The sequence below is a fragment of the Cellulomonas sp. Root485 genome (assembly GCF_001426705.1).
In the GTDB taxonomy this organism is placed as follows: domain Bacteria; phylum Actinomycetota; class Actinomycetes; order Actinomycetales; family Cellulomonadaceae; genus Cellulomonas.
Genome location: NZ_LMFC01000001.1, coordinates 517,648 through 533,195, shown reverse-complemented (window position 1 = coordinate 533,195; position 15,548 = coordinate 517,648). Strand labels below are relative to the sequence as shown.

General features: G+C 73.1%; 15 protein-coding genes and 1 riboswitch. Of the genes, 5 read left to right on the top strand and 10 right to left on the bottom strand.

The window, feature by feature from the left end:
• Positions 1-26 precede the first annotated feature (26 nt).
• Genes ASD16_RS02650 through ASD16_RS02640 form a run of 3 tightly spaced genes read left to right on the top strand, consistent with a single transcriptional unit; the run spans position 27 to position 3,576 of the window.
• Positions 27-1,616: a hypothetical protein gene (locus tag ASD16_RS02650; RefSeq protein WP_055912472.1), complete on the top strand. Its 1,590-nt coding sequence runs from the start codon at positions 27-29 to the stop codon at positions 1,614-1,616.
• Complete coding sequence (locus ASD16_RS02645; RefSeq protein WP_055912471.1) at positions 1,613-2,332, top strand: ABC transporter ATP-binding protein; 720 nt, start codon at positions 1,613-1,615, stop codon at positions 2,330-2,332. Before ASD16_RS02650 ends, ASD16_RS02645 begins: the two co-directional genes overlap by 4 nt.
• Positions 2,329-3,576 (top strand): ABC transporter permease, encoded by a 1,248-nt coding sequence (locus ASD16_RS02640; RefSeq protein ID WP_055912469.1) that lies wholly within the window; start codon positions 2,329-2,331, stop codon positions 3,574-3,576. The genes ASD16_RS02645 and ASD16_RS02640 overlap by 4 nt, the downstream gene beginning before the upstream one ends.
• Here the strand turns inward: ASD16_RS02640 and ASD16_RS02635 are convergent.
• Positions 3,516-4,082, bottom strand: coding sequence for a transcriptional regulator (locus ASD16_RS02635; RefSeq protein WP_055912467.1), 567 nt, complete (start codon positions 4,080-4,082; stop codon positions 3,516-3,518). The two genes, ASD16_RS02640 and ASD16_RS02635, sit on opposite strands and share 61 nt — an antisense overlap.
• Before the next feature lie 57 nt (positions 4,083-4,139).
• Here ASD16_RS02635 and ASD16_RS02630 point away from each other — a divergent pair, with 57 nt between their 5' ends.
• Positions 4,140-5,408, top strand: coding sequence for an MFS transporter (locus ASD16_RS02630; protein ID WP_235523078.1), 1,269 nt, complete (start codon positions 4,140-4,142; stop codon positions 5,406-5,408).
• Between the two features lie 19 nt (positions 5,409-5,427).
• On the opposite strand, the gene ASD16_RS02625 is transcribed toward ASD16_RS02630, so the two are convergent.
• From ASD16_RS02625 to glyA, 8 genes are all read right to left on the bottom strand, one after another.
• Positions 5,428-8,103 carry an Ig-like domain-containing protein gene (locus ASD16_RS02625; protein ID WP_157453766.1) on the bottom strand — a complete coding sequence of 892 codons (2,676 nt, stop codon included), beginning with the start codon at positions 8,101-8,103 and terminating at the stop codon, positions 5,428-5,430.
• Between the two features lie 125 nt (positions 8,104-8,228).
• On the bottom strand, positions 8,229-8,510 hold the full coding sequence (locus ASD16_RS02620; protein ID WP_055915593.1) for an SHOCT domain-containing protein: 282 nt from the start codon (positions 8,508-8,510) through the stop codon (positions 8,229-8,231).
• A 112-nt stretch (positions 8,511-8,622) separates the two neighbouring features.
• Complete coding sequence (locus tag ASD16_RS02615) at positions 8,623-9,288, bottom strand: response regulator transcription factor (RefSeq protein ID WP_055912461.1); 666 nt, start codon at positions 9,286-9,288, stop codon at positions 8,623-8,625.
• Entirely contained in the window at positions 9,285-10,442 is a 1,158-nt protein-coding gene (locus ASD16_RS02610; protein WP_082570557.1) for a sensor histidine kinase, read from the bottom strand. The genes ASD16_RS02615 and ASD16_RS02610 overlap by 4 nt, the downstream gene beginning before the upstream one ends.
• Positions 10,443-10,508: 66 nt before the next feature.
• Positions 10,509-11,321 (bottom strand): exodeoxyribonuclease III, encoded by an 813-nt coding sequence (locus ASD16_RS02605; protein ID WP_055912457.1) that lies wholly within the window; start codon positions 11,319-11,321, stop codon positions 10,509-10,511.
• Between the two features lie 34 nt (positions 11,322-11,355).
• Entirely contained in the window at positions 11,356-11,835 is a 480-nt protein-coding gene (locus ASD16_RS02600; protein WP_055912455.1) for a VOC family protein, read from the bottom strand.
• A 68-nt stretch (positions 11,836-11,903) separates the two neighbouring features.
• Entirely contained in the window at positions 11,904-12,785 is an 882-nt protein-coding gene (locus ASD16_RS02595; RefSeq protein WP_055912453.1) for a bifunctional methylenetetrahydrofolate dehydrogenase/methenyltetrahydrofolate cyclohydrolase, read from the bottom strand.
• Positions 12,785-14,074, bottom strand: coding sequence for a serine hydroxymethyltransferase (gene glyA, locus ASD16_RS02590; RefSeq protein ID WP_055912451.1), 1,290 nt, complete (start codon positions 14,072-14,074; stop codon positions 12,785-12,787). The genes ASD16_RS02595 and glyA overlap by 1 nt, the downstream gene beginning before the upstream one ends.
• Before the next feature lie 65 nt (positions 14,075-14,139).
• A riboswitch (ZMP/ZTP riboswitch) is annotated at positions 14,140-14,228 on the bottom strand.
• Positions 14,229-14,489: 261 nt separating this feature from the next.
• Here glyA and ASD16_RS02585 point away from each other — a divergent pair.
• Positions 14,490-15,026 (top strand): hypothetical protein, encoded by a 537-nt coding sequence (locus ASD16_RS02585; RefSeq protein WP_055912449.1) that lies wholly within the window; start codon positions 14,490-14,492, stop codon positions 15,024-15,026.
• Positions 15,027-15,042: 16 nt separating this feature from the next.
• Here ASD16_RS02585 and ASD16_RS02580 read toward each other — a convergent pair whose 3' ends face one another.
• The gene (locus ASD16_RS02580) at positions 15,043-15,537 is read right to left on the bottom strand and encodes a GNAT family N-acetyltransferase (RefSeq protein ID WP_055912447.1); all 495 of its coding nucleotides are present in this window, start codon (positions 15,535-15,537) and stop codon (positions 15,043-15,045) included.
• Positions 15,538-15,548 lie beyond the last annotated feature (11 nt).

Below are 15,548 nucleotides of genomic sequence, written 5' to 3'. Positions count from 1 at the left end.
ACGTCTGAGGTCCCAGAAGGAGAGCAATGAGCACGCAGGTCACCGGAGGGCGGCGCACGATCGTCGTGATGGCGGTCGTCGCCGTCGTCTGCCTCGCCGCGGGGGTACTCCTGAGCCGGCTGATCGTGTCGCCGGGCAAGGCCGCCGCCGATGCGGCACCCCCCACGGCCGGTCCCATCACCGTCCCGGTGGAGAGCCGGGTGATCGCGAACGAGCTCGTCATCCGCGGGGACATCGGGTACGACGACCCGGTCGCCCTGCGGGTCGAGACGGGGGACCTGGGCGGTCCGGCGGTCGTCACCGGCCAGGTCCCGGTGGTCGGCGCCGAGATCGGCCCGGCGTCGGTGGCGCTCGAGATCGTCGGCCGGCCCGTGATCGTGCTGCCGGGCGACCTGCCCACCTACCGGTCGCTGCGGGCCGGCGTGTCCGGGCCGGACGTCCGTCAGCTCAAGGCCGCGCTCGGAGCACTCGGCATCGACGCGGGCAACCCGGACAGCGACGCCTACGACGCGGCGACCGCCGCAGGGGTGCGGGCGCTCTACCAGCGGGTCGGGTACGAGCCGCCGTCCGCGGGCGAGGAGCTCCAGGACGCGGTCGCCGCGGCACGCGACGGCGTCCGGGCCGCGCAGGATGCCCTCAGCGCCGCCCAGCGGGAGCTGTCGGGGGCGGCCGTCGGCCCGTTGCAGTCGGTGCTGATCGGCCTGGACACGGCGGTCACGGTCGCCCAGGCCACCCTCGACCAGGAGCAGGGTCGCTGCGCGGCCCCCACCGAGGACGCTCCGTGCAGCCCGATCGCGGTGGTGGAGGCGCAGGGCACGCTCGCCCAGGCGCAGGCGGCACGGGCCGAGGCGGGCAACCCCGCAGACACGGGCGCGGAGCGCGCGGCCGTCGCCTCCGCGCAGTCGCAGCTCGCGGCGGCCCGCGAGGACCAGACCGAGGCGCAGGCCGCGACCCTGACGCCGCTCCCGGCCAGCGAGATCGTGTACGTCCCCTCGCTCCCCCGTCGCGTCGACGTCGTCGAGGCGACGCGCGGCGGGACGATCACCGGGGAGTTCATGAGCGTGTCCGGTGCCACCATCCAGATCACCGGCAGCGCCACCCGTGCCGACGCCGAGCTGCTCACGGTCGGCACCGTCGGGTCGATCACGCTCGACGACCAGGAGCTGCCCGTCACGGTCGCCGCCGTGAAGGACGCGACCGCGACTCCCGCGGCACCCGACGCGCAGGACGAGGGCGAGGAGCCCGACGAGCCGAACGAGCCGACGGGTGACCGCCGGACGGTGATCTTCACGCTGGGCAGCCTCACCCCGGAGCAGGTCCTCGCGCTGCAGAACACCAACGTCCGCGTCCGGGTGCCGGTGAGCTCGACGCAGGGCGAGGTGCTCGCGGTGCCGCTCGCGGCGCTCACCGCCGGACCGGGCGGGGAGTCACGGGTCGAGCTGGCCGGCAGCGGCGGGGAGGCCAGCTCGCTGGTGACGGTCACCACCGGGCTCGCCGCCGACGGGTACGTCGAGATCGCGGGGTCCGAGTCGCCGCTCGTGGCGGGCGACCTCGTCGTCGTCGGCGTGGCCGGCACCGACGATAAGGCCGCCGACGCCGAGGCGGACGACGAGTGACCGTCCTCGACCTGCTCGACGCCCCCGAGAGCCTCGAGCCGCCCGCTCCCGTGCTCGAGCTGCGGGGGGCCGCCCGGCAGTTCCCGGGCGACCCGCCGGTCCACGCGCTGCACCCGGCGGACCTCGTGGTGGGGGCGGGCGACTACCTCTCGGTCGTCGGGCCGTCGGGCTCCGGCAAGTCGACGCTGCTGAACCTGCTGGGTCTCCTGGACAAGCCGACCGACGGCGAGTACCTCCTCGACGGCATCCCCACGGCCACCGCCGGGGAGCGGGAACGCGCGGCCCTGCGCGCGGGTCACATCGGGTTCGTGTTCCAGGCGTTCCACCTGATGCCGCACCGGACCGTGCTGGAGAACGTGCTCCTCGCCACGCTGTACAGCGGCGTTCCGCGTGCGGAGCGGCGTGAGCGCGCGCTGGCTGCGCTGGACCGGGTCGGGCTGAGCCACCGCATCGACTTCGTCCCCACCGTGCTCTCGGGCGGTGAGCGCCAGCGGGCGGCGGTCGCGCGCGCGGTCGTCGCGCAGCCTCGGGTGCTCCTGGCCGACGAGCCGACGGGGAACCTCGACTCGGAGAGCTCGGCGAGCGTGCTCGACCTGTTCGACGAGCTGCACGCCGGCGGGCTGACCCTGCTGGTGATCACCCATGACGACGAGGTCTCCGCGCGTGCGCAGCGCAGGGTCCGGATCGCCGACGGGTACCTGCGGGAGATCGCGTGACCGCGGTGACGCAGCGCGTGGCGCGGTCCGACCGGTTCGGGCTGCGCGACCTGCTCGCCGAGGCCGCGGCGGGGATCGGCGCGAGGCCGGGACGGCTGCTGCTCACCATCCTGGGCACCGTGCTCGGTATCGCCTCGGTGGTGGTGACCGTCGGGCTGGCGCAGACCGCGTCGGGGCAGATCAACAAGCAGTTCGACGCCGTCGCGGCCACCCAGGCCGTGGCCAGGCCCGAGACCAGCAACGGCTGGGACGGTTCCCAGCGCGCCCTCGGGTCGCTCCCGTGGGACGCGTCGGCGCGCGCCGAGCGGCTCGCGGGCGTCCAGGCCGCCGGGACCTTCTCGACCGTGGACGTCGGCGACGCGGAGATCACCGCGGTCCCCGTGCACGACCCGTCGGCCGCCCGGACGGTCGCGCCGGACGTCGTCGCTACCTCGCCGGGAGCGCTCGAGGCGGTCCGCGGGCGGATCGTGCAGGGCCGCTACTTCGACGCCGGTCACGACGCCCGCGCGGACCGCGTCGTGGTGCTCGGCGTCGACGCCGCGGAGCGCCTCGGGGTCGTCCGGGTCGATCGGCAGCCGTCGATCTTCATCGGCGACCGCGCGTACCAGGTCATCGGCATCGTCGACGACGTGCAGCGGCGGACGGACGTGCTGGCCTCGGTGCTGATGCCCGAGGGGACCGCCCGGGCGGACTTCGCGCTCGCGTCCCCGGACGAGCTGCACCTGCACCTGGCGGTCGGCGCCGGGCCGGTGGTCGGCAGCCAGCTGGCGATCGCACTGAGCCCCAACGCCCCCGAGACGGTCGACGTGCAGACCCCGCCCGCCACGTCCGCGGTCCGGCAGGGCGTGCAGGCGGACGTCAACACGATCTTCCTGGCGCTCGGCGGCGTGGCGCTGCTGATCGGCGGCGTCGGGATCGCGAACGTGACCCTGCTGTCCGTGCTGGAGCGTGTCGGCGAGATCGGCCTGCGGCGGGCGCTCGGCGCGACGCGGCGGGACATCGGTGCGCAGTTCATGGTCGAGTCGGTCGTGGTCGGGCTGCTCGGCGGCATGCTGGGCGCCGCGCTCGGGGTCGCGGTGGTCGTCGGGGTCAGCGCCGCCCAGGAGTGGACGCCCATCCTCGACCTGCGGATGGTCGGTGTGGCCGCCCTGGCGGGCGGTGTGATCGGTCTGCTCGCGGGGCTCTACCCGTCGCTCAAGGCGGCGTCCATCGAGCCCATCGCGGCGCTGCGCGGAGGCGTCTGACGCGTCACGTCCTCGTGCAGCGCGAAGAACACGGAGTAGGGGGTGCCGTCCGGGGTCGGGGACCGGGCCGCGAAGTCGTCGAGCACCGCCCCGATGCGCGATGCGAGCTCCTCGAACCCGGACGCGTCGAGCCGCACACCGAGGCGCGTGGTGATGACGTCCTGCGGGTCGACCAGCGCGACCTCCTCGAGGAACGCGTCGATGAGGATGCGGCTCATGCCAGGCCCGCCGGGGGTGCGCCAGGACTTGCCCGTGGCGCGGTACGGCACCTCGCGTGACCCGCGGGCACCCCGCCGGGTGGGCTCGGCCGCGAGGAAGCCGCGGTCGACGAGCGTGCGGACGTGGTGCAGGACGGTGGCGGGGTTGCGGTCGAGGCGCTCGGCGATCTCGCGGTTGGTGAGGGCCTCGTCGAGGCACAGCCGCAGGATCCGGATGCGGACGGTGCTCGCGAGGGCGCGCGCGTCGGCGTCGATGTCGGCCGTGTCACGGCGGGCAGGCTCCGTCATGGGTCGATCCTCGCACAGTGATTGACATTTCCCAATCAGTTGTCGATGCTGGGCCGCGTGAGCACCCCCGACACCACGACCAGCCGGTCGCTGATCCACCACCCGGACTTCCGCCGGCTCTGGACGGGTGATGCCCTCGGGCAGCTGGGCGCGCAGCTGACGGCCCTCGTGCTGCCGATCTTCGCGGTCCAGCAGCTCGCCGCGACCGAGTGGGAGATGGGTGTCCTCAACGCCGCCGAGTACGCCGCGTTCCTACTCATCGGCCTCCCCGCGGGCGCCTGGGTGGACCGCATGCGCAAGCGTCGCGTCCTCATCGTCGCGGACCTGGTCCGGGCTGCCGTGCTCGCCACCGTCGTCGTGACCGCCTCGACCGGACACGCCACGGTCCCCCTGCTGATCGTCGCCGCTCTCGTGATCAGCGTGGCCACGGTGTTCTTCGACGTGTCGCACCAGAGCTACATCCCGGGCCTCGTCGGTCTCGACCACCTGGTCGAGGGCAACTCCAAGCTGCAGGCGACCGCGTCCGTCGCGCAGGTCGTGGGACCCGCGCTCGGCGGCCTGCTGCTGCGGGTGATCGCGGCACCCGCGCTCATCGCGGTCACCGTCGTCACCTATCTGGTCTCCGCCTTCGCCGTCGGCCGGATCCAGCAGCAGGAGACGCCCCCGCACCCGGACACGCGGCGCCCGCTGCGCGTCGAGATCGCCGAGGGGCTGCGGTTCGTCGTCCACGAGCCGTACCTGCGACGGATCGTCGTGTGCACGTCGCTGGCCAACTTCGCGGGCGCCGTCTCCGGCGCCGTGCTGGTCATCTACGTGCTGCGGACCCTTGGCCTCGGCACCGCGGCCTACGGCGCGATCCTGTCCGCGTCGGCGGTCGGCGGGCTGGTCGGGGCCGTGGTCGCGGGCCGCCTCGCGCAGTGGATCGGCGAGGGCCGGATCATCCCGCTCGCCGCTCTCGTGTCCGCCCCCGCGGCCGCGCTGACGCCGCTCGCCGCCACCAGCGCGATCCCGGCGGCGCCCCTGCTCATCACCGGTGGCGCGGCGTTCGGCTTCGCCGTCATCGTCTACAACGTGGCCCAGGTGAGCTTTCGGCAGCGCGTCTGCCCTCCCCCGCTGCTCGGCCGCATGAACGCCTCCGTGCGGTTCATCGTGTGGGGTTCGATGCCGATCGGTGGGCTGCTCGGCGGCTGGCTGGGCACCCACCTCGGCGTCCTGCCGACCCTCTGGGTCTCCGTCGGCCTGATGGCGCTCGCCGCGGTCCCCGTCGTGCTCTCGCCCCTGATCCGGATGCGCGACCTGCCGGGCGCGCCCGTGGTCGACGCCTGACACGTGCGGGGTCGACGTCCTACGCGCGGCGACGGCCGAGCAGCACCAGGCACCCGCCGACGAGCAGGAGCCCGACCCCGAGCAGGAGCGCGGGGAGCGGGTCCGCACCCGTGACGGCCAGCGCACCACCGCCACCAGGCGTCGGGATCGGCGTCGGCGTCGGGCCCGGGTCCGGTGGCGGCACCGCGGTCACCGTGACGGTCACGGTGGTCGTCGCGCACAGATCAGGCTCGAGGGTCGCGCAGATCGTGTACTCGAACGTGTCCGTCCCGACGAAGCCGGCCTCCGGCGCGTACCTGGCTGTCCCACCGGCGACCGTGACCGCGCCGCGAGCGGGTGCGGTGGTGACCGTGGCGGGTCCCACCAGCCCTCGGTCGTTGCTCGCGATGTCGATGTCGACCGGCGTGCCGGCGATCGTCGTCGCCGTGTCGGGCGCCGCGACGGGCAGGACCTCGACGAGCACCCGCCCCGTCGCGCACAGCACCGGGATGCCGTCGTCGCAGACGATCACCCCGTAGCTGTCCCGGCCGGCGAACCCTGCCCGTGGGGCGTACGTCGTCGACCCCGACGGCTCGACCGCCGCCGAGCCGCTGCGCGGCGGGATGCCACGGAACGTCGTGAGCGTGTCCGAGGGGTTCGGGTCCGAGGTGACGAGCACACCGGTGACGGGCACGTCGGTCGACGTGGTCAGCAGGAGGGAGTCGACGGCGGGTGGCAGGTTGGGCGCGACGACCAGGACGGTGACCTGCGCCGTGTCGCACAGTGACGGGACTGTCGGCGAGCAGATCCGGTACTCGAACGTGTCGAGCCCGGTGAAGCCGGCCGCAGGCGTGTAGGTCGCGCGCCGGGTGGCTGGATCCAGCGTGACGGTGCCGTTCGCGGGCACGGTCACGGGGGTCGCGTCCAGGGGTGCTCCGGCGCTGTCGTTGGACAGGATCGGGATGCTGACCGGCGTGTCCGCGAACGTCACGGCGATGTCGTTCGTCGCCCACGGCCGCACGACGACGGTGATGGTGGCCGTGTCGCACCCCGGCGTCGGTGACGCGTTGTCGCAGACCTGGTACTCGAAGGTCTCGATCCCGGCGAAGTCGCGGTCGGACACGTAGACGAGACCGCCCGCGGCGCTGAGGTACGCGAACCCGTTGGCCGGCCCCGTGACCAGGGTGAACGTGAGCTCCTGCCCGACGTCCGGGTCGGTGGCCGACACGCGACCCACCACCAGCCGTCGCGTCACCGTCTCGCGCTCCAGGTCGTCGGCCGTCGGCGGCACGTTGATCGGAGGCGGCACCGCCACGACCTCCGTGGACACCTGGCTCGACCCGTCCGAGCCGTCGTTGTTGGACGGCGCCGGGTCCGGGACGCTCGACGTCGACCGGACGACGTTGAGCAGCAGCGAGCCCGCCGGAGCCGTGGCGGTCCCCGAGAACGTCAGCGTGACCTCCTGGTCGACCGCGACCGTTCCCAGCACCCACGTCAGCGTGCTCCCGGAGAGCGTGCCCGTCGTGGACGCGGGATCGAGCGCGAACCCCGCGGGGAGCGAGTCGCTGACGACGACGTCGGCCGCATCCGACGGCCCGGCGTTGCGCACGGTGACGACGTAGGAGACGGTCCCGCCCTCGAGCACGCTGGCCGGGCCGGTCTTCGTCGTCTGGACGTCGGCGGACGAGGGAGCCGGCGGGCCGGCGCACTCCGGCACCGCGGGCACCTCGACGGTCGTGCGGAGCACGTTGGCGATCGTGCCGGTCTCCACGTCGAAGATCTGACCCGCGGGAGCGACGGTCTGCACGCGGATCGGCTCCGTCGACGAGTCACCGACGAAGCTCCCCTGCACGGAGGTCGTCCCCGTGAACCGGTAGCCGCCGAACCCCGAGACCGACCCGTCCTCCGTGAGCCCGACGGCGCTGGTCACCGCGGCCTGCGTCTGCTGCCACACCCCGTTGTTCACGAGATCGCCCGTGACGACGACCACGCCGCCGTTGCTCGCGTCCGGGCTGTCGTTGATCAGGTTCCCCACCGTGTCGATCGCGCAGGTGTTCTGCAGCGCACCCGACCCGTTGATGATGAGCCCACCGGAGAACGTCGCCAGTCCCGAGTTGGCCAGCAGCCCGTTCACCGTCGCGCCGCCGGCCACCGTCAGGACACCGGCGTTCTCGAGCACGACCGCGGTGTTGAGGTTCATCCCACCCTCGACCCGGAACGTCCCCTCGTTGGTGAAGGTCCCGGCGGACGGGTTGACGTCACCGCTGACGACAAGCTCGCCGCTGGGGGCGACGTGCACGTCGGCGGCGCCGTTCACGTTGAGCCCCGCGAAGGTGGCGACGCCCTCGATCTCCAGGGAGAACCCCGCCGACACGGCCACCTGGGGCATGCCCAGGGTGCCCCCGGCAGCGACGACGAGCGCTCCCGCGGCGTTGTTCATGTAGGTCGCGGTCAGGCTCCCACCCGGCGCGACGCACAGCGTGCCGCCTGCGGGAAGTGCGTCCACGCCGCCCTGGAACCCGATGTCGACCAGCACGGTCTCGCCCGCAGCGACGGCGATCGACGCGTCGGTCGCGGCAACGGTCCGGTCAGGCGCGGCGCACTGCGACGCGAAGTCCGCACGAGCCGCGGACGAGGGGACGAGGACGAGCCCGGCCATCACGACGAGGGCAGACGCGAGCGCGGCGACAGCTCGCCCCGCCCGACCCCGCGTCACGCCCGCTCCGTCCCGCCGAACCCCTGTGCCGCCACGTTAAAGGATTCGGTCGACGTCGGCGCGGCGTCGTGCCACCAGCACCACGGGCACGGTCTCGAGCTCGGGGCGCGACCTCGGCGGCCCCGTCAGCCCTGAGGGCGGTCGGAGGCCAGCAGCACCTCGAGCCGTGACCGGTACTCGGTCTCGTCGATCTCGCCTCGTGCATACCGCTCCGCCAGGACGGCGCGAGCGCTGCCGCCGTCCCGGGGGCCGTCCCAGCTTCCCCAGTAGCGGCGGCGACGGCGGCTCCCGATCGCGAAGAACAGCGCGATGAGCCCGAACCAGAACAGCGGCACGAGCAGGAACCAGGGTCCGGGACCCCATCCCCAGCCGTAGCCGACGGGGTGGGACACGAGGGTGGTGAGCATGATGGTCCTTCGGTTCTCGAGCCGGTCGACGCTCGACCGGACCATCACCGTCGCCCCGAGCAGGTGCCCGCGTCGTCGTCCGTGCGGAGCGTCCGGCGTGCTCCGCGCGGAGTCAGCCGGCCCAGCCGGGTCGCACCACCCCGGACTCGTAGGCGACGACCACCATCTGCGCGCGGTCGCGTGCACCGAGCTTGGTCGCCGCGCGCAGCACGTGGGTCTTCACGGTCAGCGGGCTGAGGAAGAGGCGCTCGCCGATCTCGTCGTTCGACAGGCCCTCGGCGACGAGCACGAGCATCTCGCGCTCCCGCGGCGTGAGGTCCGCGAGCGCCGGCGCCTCGGTGACCTCCCGCGTCGCGCGGGCGACGGTGGCCAGCAGACGCCGGGTGACGGTCGGCGACAGCAGCGCGTCACCGGCCGCGACGACGCGCACGGCACGCAGGAGGTCCGCGGGCTCGGTGTCCTTGACCAGGAACCCCGACGCTCCCCCGCGGATGGCCTCCGTGACGTACTCGTCGAGCTCGAACGTGGTCACCACCACGACGCGCACACCGGCGGCCCGCGGTTCGGCGACGATCCGTCGGGTCGCGGCCAGACCGTCCGTGCCGGGCATCCGGATGTCCATCAGCACGACGTCCGGCAGCAGGTCGAGGGCCAGCCGCACGGCCTCGTCGCCCGTCGACGCCTCCCCGACGACCGTCAGGTCGGGCTCGGCGTCCAGCAGCGCACGGAAGCCGCCGCGCACCAGCGCCTGGTCGTCGGCGAGCAGGACGCGGATCATCGCTCCACCCTCGGGAGCTCGAGCCGGACCCGGAACCCCGTCGGTCCGGGACCGGCGACGAGCGTCCCGCCGACGGACTCGGCGCGCTCGCGCATGCCGCGCAGACCGTAGCCCTCGACGATCTCGTCGGCGCCGGGGCCGTCGTCGACGACCTCGAGCACGATCGAGTCGCCCACCACGAGCCTGACCTGCACGGATGCTCCCGGCGCGTGCCGTCGCACGTTCGTCAGGGCCTCCTGCAGGGTGCGGTGGACGACGCCGGCGAGACTCTCGGGCACTCGCGTCGCCGCCTCGTCGACGCCCTCGTCATCGACGGTGAGGCCGTCGGCGCGCGCTCGGACCAGAAGCTCGCCGACGCTGCGCGGGCCGTGACCGGCGGTGGGTTCTCGCGGTGCCTCGCCGTCCGCGCGCAGCACACCCAGCACCTCGCGCACCTCGTCGAGAGCGTCGCGGCTCGCCTCGCGGATCTCGGTCAGCGCGCGCCGGGCCGCCTCGGGCTCGCGGTCCATGAGGTGCAGTCCCACCCCCGCCTGCACCGTGATGCCGGACAGCGAGTGGGCGAGGACGTCGTGGAGCTCCCGGGCGATGCGCAGGCGCTCGGCGGCGACCGCCGACTCCTGGCGGGACACCCGCGCCGCGCGCAACGCCTGCATGCGCTCGGCCCGGCCGCGCGCACCCTCCCCCAGCAGCATCGCGACGGCGAGGCCCGCGACCGTGACGGTCGCGTACACGAGTGTCGGGCTGCCGGGACCGATCGAGAGGACCGCCACGGCGATCGCTCCTGCCGTCCCCGCGGCGAGGGACAGAACCCGCTGACGGGTGACGCCGAGCGCGACGACGACGAAGCCGAGCGGCACGAACGCCGGCCCCGGCTCGTACCCGAGCGCGACGAACGTGGTGGGCCCGAGGACCGCGAGCACCGACCCCACGAGGGCAGCGCGACCACCCCGCACGACCAGCACGATCGCGGCCGGCGCAAGCAGGAGCAGGACCACCGCGACCGCGTCGAACGCCCGCGCCTGCGGGTGCCACCAGGCGGCCCCGGCGGCACCGAGGACGGTGACGAGCGCGAGGAACGAGGCGGGCACGGCCACCCAGCCCCACCGACCGCGCCCCCACGGCGGCCCGCTCCACGGGGCGGGGGCCGGAGTCATCCGACCACCGTAACGAGGCGCGGGGTGGCTGCGCGTCGTCCCAACGGAGCGGGACGACCGCTCCCGTCAGAGGTCGTACTCGACCACCACCGGGGCATGGTCGGAGAACCGCTCCGCGTAGGTGGCCGCCCGGTCCACCGTGGCGCTCACAGCCGCGTCGGCGAGGTCCGGCGTCGCCAGCTGGTAGTCGATGCGCCAGCCGGCGTCGTTGTCGAACGCCTTCCCGCGCCACGACCACCACGTGAACGGTCCGGGTCCCTCGCCGCCGAGCTCGCGGCCGAGGTCGTGCCAACCCAGGTCGTCGAACCAGCGGTCGAGGTAGGCGCGCTCGCGCGGGAGGAACCCGGCCGACTTCAGGTTGCCCTTCCAGTTCCTGATGTCCGCCTCGCGGTGCGCGATGTTCACGTCCCCGGCGACGGCGGCGTAGCCACCCTGCTCCGCGATGTCGGCCAACCGGCCGGTGACGTGGTCGAGGAACGCGTACTTCTCGTCCATCGACGGCGTCCCGAGCGTCCCCGAGTGCAGGTACGTGGACACCACGGTGATGCTCCGCGTCGGAGCGCCCTCGCGCGCGGGGAGCTCCAGGTCGGCCTCCACCCAACGCCCGGAGTCACCGGTCACGCCCGTCTTCAGCCCGATCCGGACGGCCGTCATCGGCAACCTGCTCGCGATCGCGACACCCGCCCGCCCCTTGGTCTCGCTCGCCTCGTGCGCGAGGTGCCACTCGCCGGGCGGCAGGTGGTCCGCCAGGATCTCGTCCGTCGCTCGGACCTCCTGCAGCAGGATCACGTCCGGCTTCCGGGCGTCCAACCAGGTGCCCATCCCCCGCTTGTAGGCGGCCCGGATCCCGTTGACGTTCACGCTCGCGATGGTCAGCACCGGCCCATCCAACCCGATCCCGCCGACACTTCTGTCACCCGCCCCGGTACGCCGCCTCGAGGCCCGCGATGTCGAGCTTGCCCATCGTCAGCATCGCCGCCATGGCGCGCGCGACCCCGTCGGCGTCAGGGCGCGACATCACGTCGTCGAGCTGCACGGGGACCACCTGCCAGGAGACGCCGAACTTGTCGACGAGCCAGCCGCACTGGCTGGGTCGGCCGCCGTCGGCGGTCAGGGTCTCCCAGTAGTGGTCGACCTCCGCCTGGTCCTGGCAGTCGAGGACGAACGAGAACGCCTCGTCGAGCGTGAACACGGGGCCGGCGTTGAGGAACGTGACCCGCATGCCGTCGATCGTCAGCTCGACGATGAACTCGGCGCCCTCGGCGACGCCCGGCGTGCCCGGTGGCGCGGTCGTGATCGAGTGGATGACCGTGTTCGGGATGACGTCGGCGTAGAACCGCGCGGCGGACGCGGCCTGGTCGTCGAACCAGAGGTGCGGACGGACGATGCCCATGACGGGCTCCTCTCCGACGACCGGGGCCGGCCGTCACAAGGACAGCCTGGCCCCGATCGAGGAGGTTCTCAGCCCAGCAGGCGCTCGGCGGTGTCCACCACGTTGCTCAGCAGCATCGCGCGGGTCATCGGCCCGACGCCGCCCGGGTTGGGCGACACCCACGAGGCGACCTCGCGCACGCCGGGGTCGACGTCACCGACGACGCGGCTCTTACCGGTGTCCGGGTCGGTGGACCGCGAGACGCCGACGTCGATGACGACGGCACCCGGCTTGATGATGTCGGCCGTGATGATCCCCGGCACGCCCGCGGCCGCGATGACCACGTCGGCGTTGCGGGTGTGCTCCGCGAGGTCCTCGGTGCCCGTGTGCGTGAGCGTCACGGTCGCGTTGATCTCGCGGCGGGTGAGCAGCAGGCCGATCGAGCGCCCCACGGTGACCCCACGGCCGACGATCACGACATCCGCACCGCGCAGGTCGATGTCGTGCCGCAGCAGCAGGTCGATGATGCCCCGCGGCGTGCACGGCAGCGGGGACGTGACCGGCTCGTTGACCCGCAGGACCAGGCGCCCGAGGTTGGTCGGGTGCAGCCCGTCGGCGTCCTTGTCGGGGTCGACCAGCTCGAGCACCCGGTTGGCGTCGATGCCCTTCGGCAGCGGCAGCTGCACGATGAACCCCGTGCACTCCGGGTCCTCGTTCAGCCGCTGCACGGCAGCCTCGATCTCGTCCTGCGTGGCCGTGGCCGGCAGGTCCTCACGGATCGAGGCGATGCCCACCTCGGCGCAGTCCTTGTGCTTGCCGGCGACGTACCAGCGCGAGCCGGGGTCGTCGCCGACGAGCAGCGTGCCGAGCCCGGGCCGGACGCCCCGGGCTGCGAGCGCCACGACCCGTTCGGTCAGCTCGGCCTTGATCCGGGCCGCGGTGGCGGTCCCGTCGAGGAGCTGAGCCGTCATCAGTACTGCTGGAGGTCGGAGTACAGCGGGAAGCCGTCGGTGAGCTTGAGCACCCGGGCCTTGAGCGCCGCGACGTCGGTGGCAGCACCGTTGATCAGCGCGGTCGCGATGATGTCCGCCACCTCGGTGAACTCGACGTCACCGAAGCCACGCGTGGCCAGCGCAGGCGTGCCGATGCGCAGGCCGGAGGTGACGCGCGGGGGGCGCGGGTCGAACGGCACCGCGTTGCGGTTCACGGTGATGCCGGCCGAGTGCAGGAGGTCCTCGGCCTGCTGGCCGTCCAGGTCGGAGTGCCGCAGGTCCACCAGGACCAGGTGCACGTCGGTGCCGCCCGTCAGGACGGAGACACCGGCCGCCGCGACGTCCGGCGCGGAGAGGCGCTCGGCGATGAGACGGGCGCCGTCGAGCGTGCGCTGCTGGCGGTCCTTGAACTCCTGCGTGGCGGCCACCTTGAACGCGACGGCCTTGGCGGCGATCACGTGCATGAGCGGGCCGCCCTGCTGGCCCGGGAAGACGGCCGAGTCGATCTTCTTGGCGTACTCCTCGCGGCTCAGGATGAAGCCCGAGCGCGGGCCGCCGATCGTCTTGTGCACGGTGGAGGACACGACGTCCGAGTGCGGCACGGGGCTCGGGTGCAGACCCGCGGCCACCAGGCCGGCGAAGTGCGCCATGTCGACCCAGAGCTTGGCACCGACCTCGTCGGCGATGGACCGGAAGGCCGCGAAGTCGAGCTGGCGCGGGTAGGCGGACCAGCCGCCGATGATGACGTCGGGACGCTGCTCGAGCGCCTTCTCGCGGACGACGTCCATGTCCACCAGGAACGTCTGCGGGTCCACGCCGTAGGCGCCGACCTCGTAGAGCTTGCCCGAGAAGTTGATCTTCATGCCGTGCGTGAGGTGGCCGCCGTGGGCCAGCTCGAGGCCGAGGATCTTGTCGCCCGCATTGATCAGGGCGTGCAGCACGGCCGCGTTGGCCGTCGCGCCCGAGTGCGGCTGGACGTTGGCGTGCTCGGCGCCGAACAGCTCCTTGGCGCGGGTGATCGCGATGGTCTCCGCGATGTCGACCTGCTCGCAGCCGCCGTAGTAGCGGCGGCCCGGGTAGCCCTCGGCGTACTTGTTGGTGAGCACGGAGCCCTGCGCCTGCAGGACCGCGCGGGGGACGAAGTTCTCGCTCGCGATCATCTCGAGCGTGCCCTGCTGGCGGGCGAGCTCACCGTCGAGGACGGCGGCGATCTCGGGGTCCAGCTGGGAGATGTTCTGGTCCATCAGAGGGATCTGGTCGGCGCTCATGAAGCACTCCTGTCGGCAGTCAGCGTGTACGCGCGCGTCCGGCACCCGCACACTCGTGTGTGGTGACCGGGGGCCCAGGCGTCCGACCCGTTGGTCTGCTGCTGCGTCGCTCCCCGGTGGTGACCCACCCGCTGCGCCAGTCGCGACCGGCACAGAGTAGCAAGCCGAACGCCGTGCGGGCACCGGTGGACGGTCGACGTCGAGAGCTTCGACCGGCGGGACGGGCCTGTGCACAACCGCGACGGGAGGAGGCCCGATCTCCGTAGCGTCCGGCCGGCGGCACCCGGCCGCTCACCCTTCGAGGAGGACGCATGACCGACCCCGCCGCGACTGTCACGGACCATCCCGCGCCGACCCCCGTCCGAGGTCCGGACCGCGATGGTGGTGGCTCGGGACAGGGCTGGCCGCCGCGGCCGTGCTGACCGTCGTCGTCATCATGGTCGGCTCCGGCGGACCAGCACCCGCCGACGACCGCGCGATCTCGTGCGTGGCCGTCGACGGCCTCGACCCGGTCCAGCTCGACGGCGAGATCGTGACGACTCCGTGCTTCAGCTATCGCGTGCCGGAAGACCTCACGCTCGATCCACGATCGGCCGGTTGCGCGACCGTGGTCGGCTTCGGCGACGACTACCTCACCCAGATCATGGTCGGCGCGCAGACGAGCGCCGGCGACGACCTCGACGAGGTCGTCGCCGAGATGCGCCGGGCGATGAGCGGCGCGGGCGACGTCGAGGTCGACCCCCTGACGGTCCGTGGGCGGGAGGCGGTCCGGATCCGCAACGTCGACGGCTGGGGTCTTCGCCGCACGTCGTACGTCGTCTCCTTGCCCGCCGGCCGGTTCACCCAGGAGGGCAAGAACCTCACGAGCATCCTGCTGACTGGCCCGGCCAGCCCGGAGTTCGACGACTGGATGGCGACAATCCTCGACTCCGTCGACATCCCCGGCGACTGAACCGGGGCCATTGCCGTCAGTCGGTCGGCTCGCCGTCGCCGAGGATCTTGCGCAGGTACGCGTACGTCAGGTCGCCGGCCGTCTGGTCGTGCTGGTGCTCGTAGCCGTGCTTGGCGTAGAGGGCCAGGTTGTGGACCGAGTCGCGGCCGGTGAACACCCAGACCTCCTCGATGCCCTCGGGCAGGTGCGGCAGGATCGCCATGAGCAGCTGCGTGCCGAACCCCTGGCCCTGCAGGTCGGGGGCGACGGCGAACCGGCCGAGCGTGGCCTTCGGGCCTTCGATGAGCATCCGGATCGAGCCGACGAGACGGTGCCCGTACCAGCCGCCGAGCGTGATGACACCCTCGCGCTGCAGGTCGTCCTGGAGCTCCTCGAGCGTCTGCGTGAGCGGCGGGATGTGCGGGTCGCCGTACTGCTGCGCCTCGGTGACGAACGCGGCGCGGCGCAGCGTCAGCAGCTCACCGGCGTCGTCGAGGGTCACCGAGCGGATGTCGAGGTCGGGCTGCGTCATGCGGCCCATCG